This window comes from Noviherbaspirillum saxi, assembly GCF_003591035.1.
In the GTDB taxonomy this organism is placed as follows: Bacteria; Pseudomonadota; Gammaproteobacteria; order Burkholderiales; family Burkholderiaceae_D; genus Noviherbaspirillum; species Noviherbaspirillum saxi.
In genome coordinates this window covers 546,376-565,023 of sequence record NZ_QYUO01000001.1, presented here as the reverse complement: position 1 = coordinate 565,023, position 18,648 = coordinate 546,376, and the positions used below count along the sequence as shown (strand labels likewise).

Here is an 18,648-nt window from a genome sequence, read left to right as displayed (position 1 = left end):
CTACTGTGCGTTCGGGTTGGTGCTGCGCGGCGGCGCCATATCGGGAGCCGGTGCCGGCGGCGGCACTGGTGCCGGTCCGGGCGCAAGCGGCGGCGGATTGGCTACCGTGCCGGCCGGCGGCGATTGCGGTACCGGATCGCGCGGATCGACATTGACGACGCTACCGCCGACCGGGCGACCATCCTTGAGCGGCGGCAGCACCGGCGTCGTTACCTGACGCAGCAGCAGAGAATCGGTGGACTGCGAATTTCCCTGGACGTTCCGTATGTATTCATAGCGGTCGCCGGTGACGCTGACGCTTTGCTCATTGCTGCGCAGGACCGTCGGTTTCAGGAATACCATCAGGTTCGTCTTCTTGCCGGTGCGGCTGCGGTACTTGAACAGATTGCCGACGATCGGAATATCACCCAGTACCGGCACCTGCTCGTTGCCATCGGTGACGCGGTCTTCGATCAAGCCGCCCAGCACGATGATCTGGCCGTCATCGACCAGTACGTTGGTCTCGATCGAACGTTTGTTGGTGATGATGTCGGACGCATTGCTGGTCGGCTGGATGTTCGAGGTTTCCTGGTAGATCGCCATCTTGACCGTGCCGCCTTCCGACACCTGTGGACGCACGCGCAGCGACAGGCCGACGTCCTTGCGTTCGATGGTCTGGAAAGGATTGATGCCAGCCCCGCCGCCGGATGCGGCGGTCGTGAACTGGCCGGTCACGAACGGCACGTTCTGGCCGACGATGATGCGGGCTTCTTCATTGTCAAGCGTAATGAGGTTCGGCATCGACAGGATGTTGGCATTGCCTTCGGATTCCAGCGCACGGGCCAGCGCACCAAGTGTCAGCGAGCCGTTGATCTGGCGGAAGATGCCGAGATTGAGGCCATTGCCAGGCGGCAAGAGGGTATTGTTGGTCGCTTTGGAAACGGCCTGGCTGATCAGGTTGTTGCCTCCACCCTGGGTGGTGAAACCGGTTGCACCGCCGATGCGATAGCTGCTGGTCACGTCGCCGGACAGTCCGGCCCACTGGATGCCGAATTCGGCCGCGCGATCCGCGCTGACTTCAACGATCAGCGATTCCACGTAAATCTGCGCGCGCCGCGCGTCGAGCTGGTCGATCACGGTACGCAGGTTGCGGTACACGGCTTCGCTCGCCGTAATGATGAGCGCATTGGTTGCGGGGTCGGCCTGGATGAAGCCGCCTGCGCCGCCGGTCGGCAATGCGGTCGGCGTCGGCTGACTCTGGCTCAGAGCGCCTTGTCCGAGCTGTGCCTGCTGTCCCGGCGATACCGCCTGCGCCTGCTGCTGCTGCGGCGGCTGCTGTGCGGCGCCGCCTTGCGCGGAAGGATCGGATGCGACCACCGCGCGCAGCGTCTGCGCCAGCCTGACCGCATCCGCATTGCGTAGATAGACGACATGCACATTGCCCGGTTGCGCGGTTTGCTGGTCCAGCTTGGCAATCAGCGATTTGGCCAGGTTGGCGCGCGCCGCCGACGGGGCACGAATAATGACCGAGTTGGTCCGGTTATCGGCCAGCACCGACACCCGGCCGGCGTCGCCGCCGGCGACCGGCCCGCTCTGTTCCAGCAGGCGGTTGGCGAGCACGGCGATATCGGTGGCAACCGCAAATCGGATCGGCACCACATCCAGATCGCCGACCGCCGGCGAATCGAGCGCGGCAATGATGCGGCCGAGGCGCTTGAGATTGTCCGCATAGTCGGTGATCACAATACTGTTATTGCCGGGATTGACGTTGATCGTGTTGTTGGGCGAAATCAGCGGGCGCAGCACCTGCACCAGGTTGGGTGCCGACTCGTAATTGAGCCGGAAGATCTGCGTGGCGATCTGGTCGCCGCGTACCTCGCCGGCCTGTATCGGACCAGCCTGCAGCTTGGCGTCGGCTTCCGGTACCACCTTCGTCACGCCGTCGCTTTTCACCATCGCAAAGCCCTGCAGGCGCAGCGAGGACGCCAGCATTTGCAAGGCTTGCGGCTTGCTGACCGGCTTTTCTGACACCAGGTTGATCGTGCCCTTCACGCGCGGATCGATGATGAAGGTAGTGCGGGTGTAATGGCCGATCGCCTTGATCACCGATTCGATATCGGCGCCGACGAAATTGAGCGTCGCCTGATTGGAAGACGGGTCTTGCGCATTCACGTTCGGGATGCCCGCCATGGCACACATCAACAATGCGGCTGCGCCTATGCGGCGCATGCGCGCCGTACCCTGTAATGTTTCTGCTGATCGATTTTTTTTCATTTGAACTCTAGCGCGATAACATCCTTGTCGCCTACTTTCCGGCGTTGTCCCAGCAAATTCAATAGATTTGCCAGCCTTTCTTCCTGCCCTGCTTCCGCTTCCGCCTTTCCTGAAAAACGCAGCCTGCCGTTCACCAGTTCGCCGGTTCCGTCCAACAGCAAGGGCCCCTTGGTACTGGTGAGCGCAACCTGTGCCCGCTGGCCGCGCCAATCCATTATCAATTGGTAAGCCCCAAGCGGTTTGATCGGTGACAGACGCGACGCGATGTCGTCCATCTTCAACGTCATGGTGCCATCGATCGCCACCGCATCGCCCTGGCGTGTGATCTGCAAGGGCGTCCATGTCAGCAGCATCTGGCCCGATGGCCGGATGGTATTGAGCGGCGCGCCCAGTCCGGCCAGTCTTTCCGCCGGCAAATTCACCCCCCCCGGTGTAACCCGCCACTGATTCCAGCTTCCGGTCAGGCGCACTGGCTGGGTCATTGCCTCGGCATTCTCCAATGCAATATCCACCTGCCCCAGCAACACCAGCGGCGACAGCCGCCAGGAAAATCGTCCGGGCAACAAGGGCGTCACCGGATCAGCCGCACTGGGCGCGCCGCCGATGAAGCCAGAGCCGTTCCAAAGCGTGCCCTGCGCATCGCCCAGCGTCAAGCGCCCGGCGGTCTGCTTCTCGACCAGCACGGTCATCCACGTCGCCGGACAAAACACGATGACCGTCAACGCCACGGCGACCACCGCAGCCAGCAACCATATCACGAGGCGCCGCACTTTAGCGTTTCTCCATCGCGCCGCTCATTCCGGCTTTTGCTGACGCAGGGTCAGGGTGGCATTGACGGTATCCTGCTGCGACTGCGGTTCGATGATGGCATCCACCACCGACACGCGTGCGGTTCTTTGCATGTCGGCCAGCCAATCGACCATGCCGGAGAAGGAGGCGGCATTCAGTTGCAGTTTGGCCAGTTCGCCGGTCAGCGTCAGCGTCTGCGGCTTCAGCCCCTTGCTCGCGAGCGAAGCCTCCAGGCTTTCACGCGTCATCGGCGGTACCGGCGCGGTGCTGGTGCCGGTACCTGCAGCCGCAGCTTCCTTCGACAAGGCCTGCACCTCTGCGGCTTGCTGACGCAAGGCCGGCAGCGACTTTTCCAGATCCTTGCGTCCGCTCAGCGCAGGATCGATCAACAGGACATACAGCAGTCCGAGCACGATGACGATGGCTGCCGCCGTCAGCATGTTTTGTTCGCGCTTGTTGCGCGCGCTCCAGAAGCCGGAAAAGCTTTGCCGGAAACCGCTCATGCGCTTGCTTGCGGCGGTCGTGCTTGCGTTCGTACTTGCATTCGTACTTGCGTTCATTTACCGCTCCTGATTTGCCATACGCTGTTGCTGAGCTGGGTAGCGGACAGATTCCGCGATGCCAGCGCACCGGTTAGCTGATCCTTTGGCACACTTACCTCCGGCTTGAATTTCACGGTAAGGCTACGGTCACGGTATTCGATCCCGGCGATAGTGCCCGCGCCTTGCCCAATGCTGCTCCATGCCTCGCCAAAACTGGCCGCGAGCGCCACGAAATCGTCCGGCGCAAGCCGTCCCGACAGGTGCTGTCCGGCGCTCAGCTTTTGACGCACCTGCGCTAACGGGTCGACGACGACGGTGTCTTTAGGGAATGCGGCTTTGTAGGTTTGGACCATGCTGGTACGCAAGACTTCCGCCTCGCGTTTCATCCGCAGCCAGTCGACATTCAAGCCGATAACGTTTACAGCAAGCAAAGCAACGGCCAAGGCAACAGGCCAGCGCCAGCGCGACCAATCGAATTGCGGACCGGAGGCGGCGCTCAGTCCCGTCATCAGGTCGACTGTTACCTTATCGCTTGCCCCTATCCAGCGCGGCCAGTTGTCGGCGTGCAAGGTAATTCTTTCTTCTAGAGCGGGAGCGATATGCAGGGATTCCTGATAATCGCGTACCCGCGCCTGCGGAACATACAGAAAGATCGCACCGTGCGGCACCATCAGCGACAGCGATTGCATTACTTCGAAGGCAGCCGATTCCGGTTGGTCGGCCACGATAGACAAACCTATTCCTTCATGCTCGGACAGGCGCACGGCGACATCGATATCGGCGCCATGCTCGGCCACTGCGGCGCTGGCCGCATCATGCTGATGCGGCAGACACAGTTGCGCGGGGAGCGCTGAAATGCGACGCGCCCCCATGGTGACAAAGGTTTTTGCAAGCAACTCGAGCCAGTTGCGCTGTACGACCGCAACGGTACGGGTATCGCTGCGCGAACTGTCGGCGACCACGACACATTCTTCCGGATCGCTCATCAACTGGTCTTCGACCAGATTGGGCAAGGCTGTCTTCAATCGTGCCGGCGACAAGGGCGGCACCTTCACGCGCAACAATGTCACATCGCCGGGCGCCAGCAGCAACACCACGCGTTGCGCCTTGCGCACCAGTTCGCCCATGTCCGGCAAGGCCGTCATGCCTTCACGCTCGAGCGCGCCGCCTGAAGTGGCCAGCGCATATTCGCAATACAGTGGCATGCCGGCTTGCAAGCTTTCCGCAACGGCATGCGATGGGAGGCGGATATACAGTGTGCTCAAGATGTCGTGTTCTTTCTTTTTAGAATTCGCGGATCCAGATGACACTGGACCTACCTGGCGCGGGGCGATGAATCAGTGCCTGCATTTCCATTCCAGCACGATTGAGGCGGACCTTACCATGTACCAGAAAATACTTTGTTCCAAGAGTGGCGTCACTACCAAGCGTATCCCTGATCTGCATGCGAACACCGAAATCGCTTACGGTGGAGAAAGACATGTTTCTCCGCTTGCTGACAATTTCACGGGCATCTGCAAGCGTCAGTGTAGCAATTCTGGCATAGAGAACTTCGGCCGGCGCGGTCTGCACATTCAGCGCCGTTACTTCGGGCAGCACAATGACAAACGGTTTGAGTTTGTCGAGTACTTCGGGAGTGATCGCGGGTATGGCCAGCAAGTCGTCCGCCTGGTTCAGTTCGAGCACCTGCTGACCGGGATTTTTAATCCCTTCAATTTCTTTGTTTTGTGTTGATGCAATGAATGCCATCGTGGCCTGTGCAAGCGATGGATTAAGTTGCAGCGCGCTCAACAGGCGTCCAAAGGCGAGCAATTCCGTTTGCTGTTTCGTTGCGTCGGCCTGTGTCAGATTCTTCAGATTAAATCTGCCTTGAGCGTCTTCAATACCACCCGATAGAACAGCATCCGGTACATCGGTATCGGCACGACCATTTTCAACATAGTCATCGAGCCGTGTTTCGGCCAGCGGCACTGCCCACGGATCGTCCAGACTATCGCTGTTCGGCGTACGGTCAGCGGCGGTAAGAATCAAACGTGCATAGTCAACGGCGCCACGCAATATCCATTGCTTCTGCAATTGCAGGCGCTGGTTCTCGATCGAGCGTACCTGCACCTGCTGCTGCCAGAACAGGCTGGCAACGATGGTAATGGCAAGCGTGGTCAGCAGCAGTGCTGTAATGACCGCGACGCCTTGCTGCCGGAGATTTGGCCGCAGGGTCATACCGATGCTCCCAGCAGAAACACCTTGATCAGCCCGGTCGCCCGGTCGCGCAGTTGCAGCGTCACTTCCAAGCCTGTCGGCTGATCCTGCGGATTGGATGGCGGGGCGACACCACCACCACCACCACCACCACCACCGCCGGACAGCATATTCGTATTCTCGGTTGCCGCACGCCATCCACCATTTGGGGCATAAAGACGCACCGGCATTGCCACCACATCAGTCGTGAGATTGACCACCGCCGCCGCATCAGTATCCGCGATCATCGCCCGCCATGCCGCATCAAGTTCCACCAGATTGCGGGTGGCGACCGATTCCTTGCGGATCAATATGCCGTCACGAATCCGATAGGCGACGACCTGTACCCGCGACGGCTGATTCTCGGCAAACACGCTGCGCACCAGCGTGATCCGGCCGGCTTGTGACGACAGGATTGGACGGTTGCCGATGTTCTTCGCGACGGCGATATTGCCAAGATCGCTCTGCATCTGCGCAAACGCCAGCTGCATGCCGCGCGTCTGTTCCAGATCGGCATTGAGCGACAGGCGCGCACGCACGATGCCATCCAGGCCGCGCCAGCCGAGCACGGCGACGACCGCCAGTATCGTGATGGCAACCAGCAGTTCGATCAGGGTAAAGCCGCGTCGTTTGTTCATCGCGTCCTCGACGGGTCGGGCACGATTTGCGCGAGCTTGATCAGGCGGCGCTGGTTATTGTCGGCATCCAGTACGCTGACTTCGACGCGGCGGAAATACGGATTCGGCGTCGCCAGCACTTCTTCTTCACATATCAGCCGCAGGCCGCCTTGCGGGCAATCCTTGCTGCGCTTGCCGAAGGCTGGATACTCGCGCGTGAGCCGGATCTCGGCCAGCCGGTTTTCCGCCGACCAGGTCGCCATCATCGATGCGCGCAGACCGGAGCTGTTTTGTGTCAGGCTGCCTACTGCACGCAAGCTCGCGCCAAGCGCGGTACCGACCACGACCAGCGCCACCAGCACTTCAAGCAGGGTAAATCCGCGGGCGGGATATGAGGTGCGCATGCTATTCGACCGTGAAGTGGCCGACCCCGTCGGCACGGATCGCGACGCTGACTTCGCCCGATGCCAGCGTCAGCACGAAAGGTTTGTCGACCGGTTCGCGGCCGAACACAATGCGCAAGGTTGGTGCATTGGCATCGATGGAAGGCGCAATCGACAGGACTATCGGCGCGCGCGCAAACTCGCGCTCGCGCAGCAGGTCATCCTGCCCGAGCGGCTGCCATTCCTTTTCTTCGCGGATCAGGAAACGGTAGCGGGTATTGTCTGCCTCGAAGGCGATAGGACGATTGCGCACGATTGCTTCATCGCGCGCCAGCTGCAGCAGCAGTGCGATGCGCTGCGCTTCGTTCTGCAACGCCTGGCGTTCGCCCGGCATCGCGTTGAACGCCACCATGCCCAGCAACAGGCCGGCGATGACCAGCACCACCAGCAGTTCGAGCAGGGTGAAGCCGCGTGCATCAACACGCGGCGCAAAACGCTTCATGGGTATGGAAAAAGGGTGACTCAAAGATCCCACGAACCGACGTCTGCGTCATTGCCGTTTCCGCCGGGTTGTCCGTCGGCTCCAAAGGAAAACACGTCGATCTCGCCCTTGACTCCGGGCGAAAGGAATTGATAGGCATTACCCCACGGATCCTTGGGAAGCTTGTCGACATAACCACCGCTCTTCCAGCCATTGGCGGCCGGTCCGCTGGTCGGTTTGGCGATCAGCGACTGCAGGCCCTGTTCGGTCGATGGATAACGCTGATTATCCAGCTTATAGAGCTTGAGCGCGGACATCAAGGTAGCAATGTCCTGGCGGGCGGCAGTGATGCGCGCATCGTCGGCGCGTCCCATCAGCTTGGGAACGGCCAGTGCGGCAAGAATGCCCATGATGACGACGACCACCATGATTTCGATCAGGGTAAAGCCACGGTTGACTGCGCGCGCCATGGCGTGGCGTGAAGCGGAGAGTTGGTTTCTTGACATAGAATTGCTTTAAATGAATGACAAACAAATCACTAGTATAAGGCCGAAGTATGCCAGCACTCGCAGACGGCATCATTGCTATTCAGCAAGCACCGTTGCCTTGACGATATGAGCGATCCGAAATGACCTTGGCTGGCAGGGAATGCCGGCTTGAATGAAAGAGCCTTGGACAAGCCATGCACCTTGTCATTTGCCCAAGATGTTCCGGGCCTGGCTCGCATACTCAGCGATGGAACGCGGCACAATGCCTGTGCCGCGCCCTGTCTGACTTGAGTTTGCTCAAATAGTTTGCCGCAAAAGCCGCTTGATACAAAAAAACATGCGGCCCGGGCAGATTACTTAGGAACGTGCACGAAATAATTTCCCGATTTTGTTCACGTCCGACGGGCGCGCTGCAGCGTTGCTCGGCGTCGCCATAGCTCGCTATGACTCCTTCTCGCGCCTTGCAGCGCATCCCGTCGGACGCGTCCAAATCGGTAACTTATTCCGTACACATTCCTTAGGGGCAGTTTCCAATGATGTAATAACCGGCCGAGGTTTGTGCCAGCGTTGAGGTATAGAAGGTATTGTTCAAGCCCATGTTCTGGTTCGAACCCTTGGCCAACGCATAACCGCCGCTGTTGTACGCACGGCCTGCCTGCACATGCGCATAGTTGCTGGACGTCGCTGCGGTGCAGACGAATGTGGATTTCGTTGTTGCATTGACACTGGCCGACAAGGCACTTTCGCGGCCGGAGCTGGTGGCCGACACTGCATAGCTGTAGGTAGTGCTGGCGGCAAGGCCGCTATCGGTATAGCTGGTTGCCGCGACCGGGCTGGCAGTGACCTTGACGCCATTGCGGTACACGTTATAGCCGGCCGCGCCACTGCTGGTGCTCCATGACAGAGATGCCGAACTTGCCGTCGTTGCCGTAACGGCCAGACCGGTCGGCGTCGCCAGCGGCGGCGGGTTGCCGGTGGTGCTGGCGCTGACCGGATCCGATTCCGGGCCGGCGGCACCGGTCGAGGTGACAGCCTTTACCGTATAGGTATAGCTGGTGCCCGACAGCAGGCCGCTATCGGTATAACTTGTGCCGGTCACCGTGCTGCCATTGACCTTGGTTCCCATGCGGTAGACGTTGTAGCCGGCCGCACCGGATACCGCATTCCATTGCAAAGAAATCGCGCTGTCGGTAGCGCCGGTCGCCACCAGACCGGTCGGTTTCGGCAGTGGCACGAAGCCGCTTGCTACCTTGTCTACCATGCCTTTGATCGCGACCATCTGACGGCCGCTCTTCTTTGCATAGTTGGGGTCGTCATAACCCCACCAGTCCCAGCAGCCGTTCGGATTGCCGGTGCTGCTAGGCGCGGTCTGCGGATACAGCACAATGATGTTGTTGGTGTCGGCCCATTTGTTATGCCCGGTGTTGCGGTAATACTTGTCCTGAATCTTAGTCGGGTCCTGCTGGCAGCCATGCAGCGCCACGTGCACGCGGCATACCTGGTTGCTGCCGCAGCTGGCCGGCACATAGGCCCAGCCGGTGTTGGCCATGCCATGTGAAGTCGGGCTGGAAATGAAATCGGTCTGATTGAATTCAATGAAACTACCGCCCAGCGTGCCCGTGTTCTTTGCATTCAATGGGCCGTATATCCATTTGAGGATGTCACCTGCGAGATCGACATTGCAGTTGTTGATATAGGGGCTGGCCTTCAGGCTGCAGCTGCTGCCGAAGTAATCGGTGACCATCGCATGTTCGGACGCGACATTGTTCCTGTAAAACAGGTTCGTGCTGTTGACATAGTTCGCGTAGTAATTCTGGGCTTCGTTCATCACCAGCTGTTTGACAGTGCTGTCGATGGTGCCGGAATACAGGTAGACCTTGGAATTCGTCAGGTTGCTGGTTGCATCGATCACGCCTTGGCTGGCCCAGTTGTTGGTGGTCGAAATCAGCGTCGAGGTCGCCGGCTTGCTGCTGCTGGTTGCCGCCATGCAGGGGCCGGTCGCGTTACCCAGAGTGCCTTGCGCGCAATAGAACGGACCGCCGGCGACAATGCCCGCACCGGCCTTGAAAGTGGCCGAGTACGCGACATGCAGCTGCGCCGCCATGAAGCCGCCCGACGACAGGCCTGATACCGAGCTTTGGCTGATGTCGACGTTATAGGCTGGAAGGGTGATGGCAGCCTGCGCCGCCACGGTAGAAACTAAACCAAGTACTGACAGAATTGCGCGCGCGCCAGTGGAGCGGCGGCGACCATACGGAATGGAACCGACCATGCGTTATCTCCTGATTGTTTTTTAAGGTTCGTTTTTTCCGCATAGCTGGCCCTATGCGTGCGCAGAACTCTTTACGGCAGAAGTTCTGCAGGCAAGGCAATCTTATGAATTAATACTAAAAGCGCAATATCCCTGGTAGTTTTACCGTACCGCTCGAACACAAGCGTGATAACCGACAGTCAACGCTGCATTGCAGCAGACAGTCAACGGCGGTTTCGCGGAGACGATGAAATCATGGTGCGATTTCTACGTCGAAACAATGGAACAAAGCAGGCATTGATGCAGTCTTGATAACATAGTGAACACGTATCCGGAGACCATCCATGTCCCTGCCCCATCCCGACCCTGGCGAGCTCATCGATATCCGTCCGCTTGGCGACAAGTTGACCGAGTCGGCATCGATTGCACTGATGCGCACTGATGACTTTGAAGTCATGCGCCTGATCCTGCCGAAAGGCAAGGCGATTCCTGAACATGAGATCGAAGGTGAATTTACGCTGCAATGCCTGGAAGGATCGGTGGAAGTACGGGCACGGGGCAAGGCGCAAACCGTCAGCGCGGGACAGCTGATTTATTTGCAGGGCAAGACCCCGTATGCGATCAATGCGCTCGACAATGCATCGGTCTTGATGACGATGCTGCGCAAGGGCGACGACAGCAAGAACGGGCGCTAAGCGCTTGAAGCGATCGGATTACTGGCACCTGTCTGCCGTTTGTTATGCCGCTTCGTCGCGCGGATCGCGCGCCAACAGCCGCTGTACCATTTCGCGCGGCGAATCGCCGTCGAACAATACCGCCGCCACCGCATTGCTGATCGGCATGTCGACCTGATATTCGGCCGCCAGCGCGCGTACCGCCTGCGCGCAACGTACGCCTTCCGCGACGTGTCCAAGCTCGGCGACGATGGTATCGAGTCGTTTGCCTTCGGCCAGTCCCAATCCCACCTTGCGGTTGCGCGACAGGTCGCCGGTACAGGTCAGGATCAGGTCGCCGACACCGGCCAGTCCCATGAAGGTTTCCGCGCGTCCGCCAAGCGCAACGCCCAGGCGCGTGATTTCCGCCAGCCCGCGCGTAATCAATGCCGCGCGAGCATTGAGTCCCAGGCCGAGGCCGTCGGTCACCCCGGTCGCGATGGCCAGAATATTTTTAACTGCTCCGCCCACTTCCACACCGACCAGATCGTCGGTTGAATACACGCGGATGGAGCGGCCATGTACCGCATTGACCACCGCTTCGCGCAAGGCCGGGATTTCGGAAGCGATCGTGAGCGCGCACGGCATGCCGCGCGCGACTTCCTGCGCAAACGAGGGACCCGACAACGCGCCGTGCGCGATATCGCGACCGAGGACTTCGCGCACCACCTGATGCGGCAACAGCCGGGTCTGCTCTTCGAATCCCTTGCACAGCCAGACGATATTGGGAAGGCGGTAGGCCTGCAGCCTCTGCGCGAGCGGCCGCAAGCCGGCCACTGCGGAAGCAATGATCAGCAGCGTGTCGTCGCGATCGGCGACATGCGCCGCGGCACGCTCGAAGTCGCCGGTGATGGTCAGGGTGCCGGGCAACATAAAACCGGGAAGATAGGCGGTGTTTTCACGCATTGCGGATGCATCCTGCATGAGGCCGGCATCGCGCCCCCACAAGACCACCTGATGATGATCGGCGAGTGCAATGGCAAGCGCCGTGCCCCAGGCACCGGCGCCGAATATGCTGATGTTCATGTTGTCGTTGCCTTGCGTGGGAAAAGTGGTGCGCCGGTGCCGGGCTTCACTCGCCCCACACCTCGGCGGCTTTGACAAAACCGGTCGGTCCGTCGCGATGCCTGACCTTGAGCCAGCCGGCGGGCGCGGTTTCCATCAGTTCGAGCAGGACGCCTTTATCGGCGGTGAACGCCACTGCGGCCCCGTCATCGGCCGCCTGGCGCACACGGGTACTGGCGGCACGCACGACCAGGTTGCGTCGCGTTACCAGCATCTTCGATTCCACCCATGACAGGTCGCCGGTCGCATCGCGGACCTTCGTCCAATCACCATAGGTGAGCACGACTTCCACCGGCATGCCGCGCGGCGCGACGAACATCTTCCGGCCTTTTGCGGACGGGGCGTCGTACAGCACTGCCGGGGCCGGACCGATGGATTTGTAATCGATGGCTTGCGCCATTCCCGCCATGCACAGCAGCGCGGCGGATGCCAGCAACAGACGCGCAGATTTCATGATGGACTCCCTGTTCTATTTTCGGCATGCGCTGGCGCCGCTGGAGTGCAGAAGCGCCAGCGCAGCCCGCCCGGCTCGGGCTCTATATTAGTGCTTTGCTGCCGTGCCGTCGGGCATGACCAGTCCGGAACCCTCCGGTTGCTGCTGTTGCTCGGCCATGGCCTGCAGGCGCTGCTGGTAGAACGCTTCGAAATTGATTTCGGCCAGATGCACGGGCGGGAATCCAGCGCGGGTGACCATATCAGCGATATTGGCGCGCAGGTAGGGATAAATGATGTTCGGGCAGCCGATGCCAAGCAGCGGGTCGAGCTGTTCGGGAGGGATGTTGGCGGCTTCGAAAATGCCGGCCTGCTTGCCTTCGACCAGGAATGCGACCTTGTCCTTGATCTTGGCAGTCACGGTGATGGTGACGGTCGATTCGAAGATGGTTTCCGCGAGCGCTTCGGCGCCGACATCGACGGCGACTTCAATATTCGGTGATTCCTGTTCCAGAAAGATGGCCGGCGAGTTCGGCTGCTCCAGCGACAGGTCCTTCAGGTAGACGCGCTGAATCTGGAAAATGGGCTGTTGATTTTGATCGGACATGGGCTGCTTTCATTGAGGATGAGAAGGAAAAAGGACGGCGAACCTGCCGTCCCTTCATTCGGATGCTGCGGATGATGCCGTATCAGGCGGCGGCAAGCAACTGCTCAAGCTTGCCGGCATGGTCGAGCGCGCTCAGATCGTCGAAACCGCCGACGTGGGTATCGCCGATATAGATCTGCGGTACGGTGCGGCGGCCGGTCTTTTGCATCATTTCTGCGCGATGCTCCGGTTGCAGATCGACACGGATCTTTTCGATAGTGTCGACGCCCTTGGCTTTGAGCAGGCGTTCTGCCATCACGCAATACGGGCAGATTCCAGTGCTGTACATTAAAACGCGTGCCGTCATAGATTTTTACTCCATTACTTCGCGGTTACGATGCGCAATCACTTGGCAACCGGCAGGCCCTGAGCCTGCCACGCCGAGATGCCGCCATCGAGGCTGAATGCCTCGTTGAAACCGGACTTCTTGAGCTGGGCGGCCGCTTTGGAAGACTGCACGCCGGCCTGGCAGACCGCGATCACGGCCTTGTTCTTCGATTTCTCGAGTTCGCCGATTCGATTCGACAATTCCTTGAACGGGATGTTCTTGGCGTCGCGCAGATGGCCTGCGGCAAACGCCGCCGGGTCGCGCACGTCGACGATCACGGCCTTACCCTGGTTGATCATTTGCGTCGCCTGCAAGGTGGTCACTTTGCTGCCGCGCCGTTGCAGGTTTGGCCATAGCAGGGCACCGCCGGAAACCAGGGCAATGCCGATCAGCCAGATGTTATCAATCAGAAATTTCACGCTACTCCTGTGTGTTCAATGGTTTTAAGCAATCCCAGCATTATAAAATAGAAGCCGATCCCGCATTTCGAATTGCAGTCAGTTCACCATTTCAACGACTTCCTACTTCTTCCCACTTCATTTCCCACCTAACTATGTACAAAATCGTTTTGATGCGCCACGGCGAATCCACGTGGAACCTGGAAAACCGCTTTACCGGCTGGACCGATGTCGACCTGACTGAAAAAGGCATCAATGAAGCACGCGAGGCCGGCAGGATCCTGCGCGAAGCCGGCTTCAGCTTCGACCTCGCCTATACCTCGGTGCTCAAGCGCGCCATCCGCACGCTGTGGCTGACGCTGGATGAAATGGACCTGATGTGGCTGCCGGTCGAGAACGACTGGCGTCTGAACGAGCGCCACTACGGCGCGCTGCAAGGCTTGAACAAGGCGGAAACCGCCGCCAAGTACGGCGACGAGCAGGTGCTGGTATGGCGCCGCAGCTATGACACGCCACCCAATCCGCTGGAGCCGAACGATTCCCGCACATCGTATAACGATCCGCGCTATGCCGGCCTGTCGAAGGAACAGATTCCGCTGACAGAATGCCTGAAAGACACCGTTGCCCGCGTCATGCCGGCCTGGGACGATTCGATCGCGCCCGCCATCCGCGCAGGCAAAAATATCATCATTTCCGCCCACGGCAACAGCTTGCGCGCCTTGATCAAAAGCCTGGACGGCATCAGCGACCAGGACATCGTCGGCCTCAACATTCCCAATGGCCAGCCGCTGGTATATGAACTGGACGCCGACCTGAAGCCGATCAAGAGCTACTACCTGGGCGACCAGGCAGCAATCGAAGCGGCCATGAAGGCGGTCGCCAGCCAGGGCAAGTCCAGGTAACACTCTGCCGCCCGCACCGTCATTCCAGCGCCTGATAGGAAATTTCTTGTACAAGCAGCATCCGCAGCATCTTTTGTTCTTGCCAAGAACGCTTGCCATCGCTGGAATCGCGTTCGCGCTGGCGGCAAGCAGCGCACACGCCGAAAAACTTACCGAACGTACCAAACAGAAACGCGCCGCAGAAGCCGAGCGCGCCGAGCTGCAGGAAAGGCTCAGCGCGCTCAAGCGCGACATCACCAAAACCGAAGCCGCCCGCAGCCATGCCGCCGATGCATTGGCCCAGGCGGAAGCGGCGATTTCCGAAGCCAACCGCGCTTTGCATGAACTGGCCGCCGACCAGCGCGATACGCAGGCGAAACTGGTCCGCCTGGCACAGGAGCACGACCGCCTGGCGAAAGCCATCGACTCCCAGCAACAACGCCTGTCCCGGCTGCTGCGCGACCAGTATGTCGCCGGCAAGGAAGACCGGATCAAGCTGCTGCTATCGGGCGACAATCCCAATCGCATCAACCGCGAACTGCAATACATGGGCTATGTGTCGCAGGCGCAGGCCAGGCTGATCGACTCGCTGCGCGCCAACATGGCCGCCATCGACAGTAACAAGGCGGCGACCCAGGAAGCCAAGGACGAGCTTGATGAAATCGCAAGCGAAGAGCGCGAACAGAAAGCCCAACTGGAACAGGAAAAAGCGCGACGCGGCACCTTGCTGGTCCAGTTGTCCGGCAAGCTCGCCAGCCAGCGTCAGGAAGCGGGCAATATCGAACGCGACGAGCAACGCCTCGCTGGCCTGGTAGACAAACTCGCAAGATTGATCGAAGAGCAACGAAAGGCGGAGGCAGCCGCCCAGGAAAAGCGCCGGCAGGAACAATTGGCGCGCGCCAAGGCGAAAAAAGAAGCCGAGACGAACGCGAAAATGAGTTCCGTCAAGACGCCGAAGCCCAATCCTGATGCAATTGACAATGATGAGCCGCCGCCGAAATTGGTGGCGCGAAATGAACTCACGCCGGAACCCGCCGTCCAAGACGTTGGCGCCGGGCGTGCGTTCAGCAGCCTGCGCGGGCAGTTGCGGTTGCCGGTAAAGGGGGATCTCGTTGCAAAATTCGGCGGCAAGCGCGGCGATGGACCAAGCTGGAAAGGCTTGTTCATCCGTACCGCCGAAGGCGCCGACATCAAGGCAGTCGCCGGCGGGCAAGTGGTGTTTGCCGAATGGCTGCGCGGATTTGGCAATCTGATCATCATTGACCATGGCGGCCAGTACATGACAGTCTACGGCAACAATCAGGCGGTCCTCAAACGGGCCGGTGACATGGTGAAAACCGGGGACACCATCGCCAGCGCGGGCAATAGCGGCGGCAACGAACAATCGGGTTTATACTTTGAAATGCGGCATCAAGGCCGCGCCATCGACCCATCCGGGTGGATTACTTTTAGGTGACACATGAGCAGCAAACTGAAGAACTTCGGCCTAATCGGTTTAGGCGTAGTGGCAGGCATCGCAGGATCGATGCAATTCGAGGCAAGCGCGCAAAAGAGCGGCTCGCCTTTGCCGCTGGAAGAGTTGCGCACGCTGTCCGAGGTGTTCGGCCTGATCAAGACCGATTACGTCGAAGCGGTCGAAGACAAGAAGCTGCTGACCGAAGCAATCTCGGGCATGGTCGCCTCGCTTGATCCGCACTCCGCCTATCTGGACAAGAAGGCATTCAAGGAGCTGCGCGAAGGCACGCAGGGCAAGTTCGTCGGACTAGGCATCGAAGTCGGCATGGAAGACGGCTACGTCAAGGTCATCTCGCCGATCGAGGATTCGCCGGCATTCAAGGCGGGCATCAAGGCCGGCGACCTGATCACACGCCTCGACTCCACGCCGGTCAAGGGCCTGACGCTTGATGAAGCGGTCAAGCGCATGCGCGGCGAACCAAATACCAAGATCACGCTGACCATCGCCCGCAAGGACGAGGACAAGCCCGTCATCATCAGCATCGTGCGCCAGGAAATCCGCGTACAAAGCGTGAAATCGAAAGTGATCGAACCCGGCTATGCATGGCTGCGCGTGGCGCAGTTCCAGGAGCCGACGGTCGATGATATGGCAAAGAAAATCAACGCGATCTATGCGCAGGAACCCAACCTGAAAGGCCTGGTGCTGGATCTGCGCAATGACCCGGGCGGCGTACTGCCGGGCGCCATTGGCGTGTCGGCCGCCTTCCTGCCCAAGGATGTCGCGATCGTCTCGACCAACGGTCAGCTGCCGGATTCAAAGCAAACCTACTATGCGCGCCGCGATGCCTATACCTCGTCGCGCATTTCATCGAGCGATCCGCTGGCCAAGCTGCCGGAAGCGATCAAGAAGGTGCCGATGGTCGTGCTGGTCAACACCGGTTCCGCCTCCGCATCCGAAATCGTGGCCGGCGCGCTGCAGGATTACAAGCGCGCCACCATCATGGGTACGCAAACCTTCGGCAAGGGTTCGGTGCAGACCATTCGCCAATTGTCGGCCGACACTGCGATCAAGCTGACCACCGCGCGCTATTACACACCGAATGGCCGTGCGATCCAGGCCAAGGGTATCGTGCCTGACTTGCTGGTCGATGAAACCGCCGATGGCGACGGCATGAACGGCCTGCGTCTGCGCGAAGCCGACCTGACCAAGCACCTGTTGAACGACAAGGACAAGGACGAAGCCGCCCGCAAGCTGGACGCACTGGAAGAAGAACAACGCCTCGCCGCGCTGGAGAAAAAACGCAAGCCGCTCGAATTCGGCGGCAAGGAAGATTTCCAGCTGGCCCAGGCGCTGAATCATCTGAAAGGTTTGCCGGTGCAATTGTCGAAGTCGGCGAAGGTGGAAAGCAAGAAGGAAAACACCATCAATGACGAGAAGAAGAACGGTAATGGCAACGAAAATGGGAACAGCGATAAAAAATAAGCCGGTTCCGCACAACAAAAAGTAGTACAAAGGGCCGCAGCGATGCGGCCCTTTGCTTTGATTCACCTATTTTTAATGATTCACCTATTGTTAATTCATGTGTATGCCATGCGCGGCGGAGGATGCATGCAGGATATCGTCCTTGCCTGCAACAACAAGCCGCCTGCTTTATAACCAAAGCACATACCTCTTATTCCAAAAATGAAGAGGACAAGGGCCATATGCTGCAGTAGGATGATGACTGTCTCCTCCAACTCTCCTTGAATTGGATTCAACCCGCAAGCTGCAAAGCCTGCGGGTTTTTTTTCGTGCTTGCATCAGCGCGACCATCAATACTGACGGTCATATATCGGAACATGCTGGAAATGCTAAGCTAATGCGTCCGTGCAGCCATCCGTCCCCACACTGTTTGAAGAGCCAGCCACATCCATGAACGACCAACAGCTCCTGCGCTATTCGCGCCATATTCTCCTTGATGAAATCGGCATAGAAGGCCAGGAAAGGCTGCTTGCGGCGCATGCGCTGGTCATCGGCGCGGGCGGACTCGGATCGCCCGCTGCCTATTACCTGGCGTCGGCAGGCATAGGCAAGATCACCCTGGTCGACAATGACACGGTCGACCTCACTAACCTGCAACGCCAGATCCTGCATACCACGGATCGCGTCGGACAGCCGAAGGTCGAGTCCGGCAAGCAGGCACTGTCGCAAATCAATCCCGAAGTCGAGGTCGTGGCGCTGGCCGAACGCGCTGATGAGGACCGGCTCGCCTCCCTGGTGCGGCAAGCCAGCGTAGTGCTCGATTGCAGCGATAACTTCGCCACGCGCCACGCAGTCAACCGCGCTTGCGTCGAGCACAAGGTGCCGCTGGTATCCGGGGCGGCAATCCGTTTCGACGGTCAGGTGTCGGTATTCGATACGCGCCATGCGGACGCACCCTGCTATGCCTGCCTGTTCCCGCCCGAGCAGCAGTATGAGGAAGTATTGTGCTCGACCATGGGCGTGTTCGCGCCGCTGGTCGGCATCATCGGCACCATGCAGGCGGCCGAAGCGCTGAAGCTGGTGGCCGGCGTAGGCGAATCGCTGGCAGGACGCCTGCTGTTGCTGGATGCACGCAATATGGAGTGGACCAGCATTCGCATCGCACACAATGCCGTGTGTCCGGTCTGCGCGCATACGAAAGAGTGACCGGTCCGCGCGAGACCGAG

Annotated in this window: 20 protein-coding genes; 5 read left to right on the top strand and 15 right to left on the bottom strand. The window is 59.6% G+C overall.

Annotated elements, in window-relative coordinates; all coding sequences use genetic code 11:
- The 10 genes from gspD to D3871_RS02740 form a co-directional block, all read right to left on the bottom strand.
- Positions 1–2,253: a type II secretion system secretin GspD gene (gspD, locus tag D3871_RS02785; protein ID WP_119767519.1), complete on the bottom strand. Its 2,253-nt coding sequence runs from the start codon at positions 2,251–2,253 to the stop codon at positions 1–3.
- On the bottom strand, positions 2,250–3,023 hold the full coding sequence (locus D3871_RS02780) for a type II secretion system protein N (protein ID WP_119767518.1): 774 nt from the start codon (positions 3,021–3,023) through the stop codon (positions 2,250–2,252). The genes gspD and D3871_RS02780 overlap by 4 nt, the downstream gene beginning before the upstream one ends.
- A gap of 24 nt (positions 3,024–3,047) precedes the next feature.
- Positions 3,048–3,602, bottom strand: a complete 555-nt coding sequence (gene gspM, locus D3871_RS02775) for a type II secretion system protein GspM (RefSeq protein ID WP_233575489.1) — start codon at positions 3,600–3,602, stop codon at positions 3,048–3,050.
- Entirely contained in the window at positions 3,599–4,849 is a 1,251-nt protein-coding gene (gene gspL, locus D3871_RS02770) for a type II secretion system protein GspL (RefSeq protein ID WP_119767517.1), read from the bottom strand. The genes gspM and gspL overlap by 4 nt, the downstream gene beginning before the upstream one ends.
- Positions 4,850–4,868: 19 nt before the next feature.
- Complete coding sequence (gspK, locus tag D3871_RS02765; RefSeq protein ID WP_119767516.1) at positions 4,869–5,804, bottom strand: type II secretion system minor pseudopilin GspK; 936 nt, start codon at positions 5,802–5,804, stop codon at positions 4,869–4,871.
- The gene (locus tag D3871_RS02760) at positions 5,801–6,460 is read right to left on the bottom strand and encodes a PulJ/GspJ family protein (protein WP_119767515.1); all 660 of its coding nucleotides are present in this window, start codon (positions 6,458–6,460) and stop codon (positions 5,801–5,803) included. The genes gspK and D3871_RS02760 overlap by 4 nt, the downstream gene beginning before the upstream one ends.
- A complete protein-coding gene (gene gspI / locus D3871_RS02755; RefSeq protein WP_119767514.1) occupies positions 6,457–6,843 on the bottom strand; it encodes a type II secretion system minor pseudopilin GspI in 387 nt (128 codons plus the stop codon). The genes D3871_RS02760 and gspI overlap by 4 nt, the downstream gene beginning before the upstream one ends.
- 1 nt (position 6,844) lies before the next feature.
- Positions 6,845–7,324, bottom strand: coding sequence for a GspH/FimT family pseudopilin (locus tag D3871_RS02750; RefSeq protein WP_119767513.1), 480 nt, complete (start codon positions 7,322–7,324; stop codon positions 6,845–6,847).
- 20 nt (positions 7,325–7,344) lie between these two features.
- Positions 7,345–7,809, bottom strand: coding sequence for a type II secretion system major pseudopilin GspG (gene gspG / locus D3871_RS02745; RefSeq protein ID WP_158597861.1), 465 nt, complete (start codon positions 7,807–7,809; stop codon positions 7,345–7,347).
- Positions 7,810–8,308: 499 nt separating this feature from the next.
- Positions 8,309–10,063 (bottom strand): extracellular catalytic domain type 2 short-chain-length polyhydroxyalkanoate depolymerase, encoded by a 1,755-nt coding sequence (locus tag D3871_RS02740; RefSeq protein WP_119767511.1) that lies wholly within the window; start codon positions 10,061–10,063, stop codon positions 8,309–8,311.
- Between the two features lie 323 nt (positions 10,064–10,386).
- Here D3871_RS02740 and D3871_RS02735 point away from each other — a divergent pair, with 323 nt between their 5' ends.
- Positions 10,387–10,737, top strand: coding sequence for a cupin domain-containing protein (locus D3871_RS02735; RefSeq protein ID WP_119767510.1), 351 nt, complete (start codon positions 10,387–10,389; stop codon positions 10,735–10,737).
- A 42-nt stretch (positions 10,738–10,779) separates the two neighbouring features.
- Here D3871_RS02735 and D3871_RS02730 read toward each other — a convergent pair whose 3' ends face one another.
- The 5 genes from D3871_RS02730 to D3871_RS02710 all read right to left on the bottom strand — a co-directional run bounded on the left by D3871_RS02730 (position 10,780) and on the right by D3871_RS02710 (position 13,645).
- Positions 10,780–11,781 (bottom strand): NAD(P)H-dependent glycerol-3-phosphate dehydrogenase, encoded by a 1,002-nt coding sequence (locus tag D3871_RS02730; RefSeq protein WP_119767509.1) that lies wholly within the window; start codon positions 11,779–11,781, stop codon positions 10,780–10,782.
- 46 nt (positions 11,782–11,827) lie between these two features.
- Positions 11,828–12,274 (bottom strand): SH3 domain-containing protein, encoded by a 447-nt coding sequence (locus tag D3871_RS02725; RefSeq protein WP_119767508.1) that lies wholly within the window; start codon positions 12,272–12,274, stop codon positions 11,828–11,830.
- A gap of 87 nt (positions 12,275–12,361) precedes the next feature.
- Positions 12,362–12,859 (bottom strand): protein-export chaperone SecB, encoded by a 498-nt coding sequence (gene secB, locus D3871_RS02720; protein WP_119767507.1) that lies wholly within the window; start codon positions 12,857–12,859, stop codon positions 12,362–12,364.
- 82 nt (positions 12,860–12,941) lie between these two features.
- Positions 12,942–13,205, bottom strand: coding sequence for a glutaredoxin 3 (grxC, locus tag D3871_RS02715; RefSeq protein WP_119767506.1), 264 nt, complete (start codon positions 13,203–13,205; stop codon positions 12,942–12,944).
- Positions 13,206–13,243: 38 nt separating this feature from the next.
- The gene (locus D3871_RS02710; protein WP_119767505.1) at positions 13,244–13,645 is read right to left on the bottom strand and encodes a rhodanese-like domain-containing protein; all 402 of its coding nucleotides are present in this window, start codon (positions 13,643–13,645) and stop codon (positions 13,244–13,246) included.
- Between the two features lie 134 nt (positions 13,646–13,779).
- Here D3871_RS02710 and gpmA point away from each other — a divergent pair, with 134 nt between their 5' ends.
- From gpmA to D3871_RS02690, 4 genes are all read left to right on the top strand, one after another.
- Positions 13,780–14,526: a 2,3-diphosphoglycerate-dependent phosphoglycerate mutase gene (gene gpmA, locus D3871_RS02705; RefSeq protein WP_119767504.1), complete on the top strand. Its 747-nt coding sequence runs from the start codon at positions 13,780–13,782 to the stop codon at positions 14,524–14,526.
- Positions 14,527–14,572: 46 nt separating this feature from the next.
- Complete coding sequence (locus tag D3871_RS02700; protein WP_420799623.1) at positions 14,573–15,961, top strand: murein hydrolase activator EnvC family protein; 1,389 nt, start codon at positions 14,573–14,575, stop codon at positions 15,959–15,961.
- A gap of 3 nt (positions 15,962–15,964) precedes the next feature.
- Positions 15,965–17,443: a S41 family peptidase gene (locus D3871_RS02695; RefSeq protein WP_119767503.1), complete on the top strand. Its 1,479-nt coding sequence runs from the start codon at positions 15,965–15,967 to the stop codon at positions 17,441–17,443.
- Between the two features lie 429 nt (positions 17,444–17,872).
- Positions 17,873–18,628 carry a HesA/MoeB/ThiF family protein gene (locus D3871_RS02690; RefSeq protein ID WP_119767502.1) on the top strand — a complete coding sequence of 252 codons (756 nt, stop codon included), beginning with the start codon at positions 17,873–17,875 and terminating at the stop codon, positions 18,626–18,628.
- Positions 18,629–18,648: the final 20 nt, after the last annotated feature.

Coding starts and splice junctions, on each gene's coding strand:
- gpmA (WP_119767504.1), top strand. CDS start 13,780: ATGTACAAAATCGTTTTGATGCGCCACGGCGAATCCACGTGGAACCTG.
- grxC (WP_119767506.1), bottom strand. CDS start 13,205: ATGACGGCACGCGTTTTAATGTACAGCACTGGAATCTGCCCGTATTGC.
- gspK (WP_119767516.1), bottom strand. CDS start 5,804: ATGACCCTGCGGCCAAATCTCCGGCAGCAAGGCGTCGCGGTCATTACA.
- D3871_RS02760 (WP_119767515.1), bottom strand. CDS start 6,460: ATGAACAAACGACGCGGCTTTACCCTGATCGAACTGCTGGTTGCCATC.
- gspM (WP_233575489.1), bottom strand. CDS start 3,602: ATGAACGCAAGTACGAATGCAAGTACGAACGCAAGCACGACCGCCGCA.
- D3871_RS02740 (WP_119767511.1), bottom strand. CDS start 10,063: ATGGTCGGTTCCATTCCGTATGGTCGCCGCCGCTCCACTGGCGCGCGC.
- D3871_RS02750 (WP_119767513.1), bottom strand. CDS start 7,324: ATGAAGCGTTTTGCGCCGCGTGTTGATGCACGCGGCTTCACCCTGCTC.
- D3871_RS02735 (WP_119767510.1), top strand. CDS start 10,387: ATGTCCCTGCCCCATCCCGACCCTGGCGAGCTCATCGATATCCGTCCG.
- D3871_RS02690 (WP_119767502.1), top strand. CDS start 17,873: ATGAACGACCAACAGCTCCTGCGCTATTCGCGCCATATTCTCCTTGAT.
- gspI (WP_119767514.1), bottom strand. CDS start 6,843: ATGCGCACCTCATATCCCGCCCGCGGATTTACCCTGCTTGAAGTGCTG.
- D3871_RS02725 (WP_119767508.1), bottom strand. CDS start 12,274: ATGAAATCTGCGCGTCTGTTGCTGGCATCCGCCGCGCTGCTGTGCATG.
- gspG (WP_158597861.1), bottom strand. CDS start 7,809: ATGTCAAGAAACCAACTCTCCGCTTCACGCCACGCCATGGCGCGCGCA.
- secB (WP_119767507.1), bottom strand. CDS start 12,859: ATGTCCGATCAAAATCAACAGCCCATTTTCCAGATTCAGCGCGTCTAC.
- D3871_RS02695 (WP_119767503.1), top strand. CDS start 15,965: ATGAGCAGCAAACTGAAGAACTTCGGCCTAATCGGTTTAGGCGTAGTG.
- D3871_RS02730 (WP_119767509.1), bottom strand. CDS start 11,781: ATGAACATCAGCATATTCGGCGCCGGTGCCTGGGGCACGGCGCTTGCC.
- gspD (WP_119767519.1), bottom strand. CDS start 2,253: ATGAAAAAAAATCGATCAGCAGAAACATTACAGGGTACGGCGCGCATG.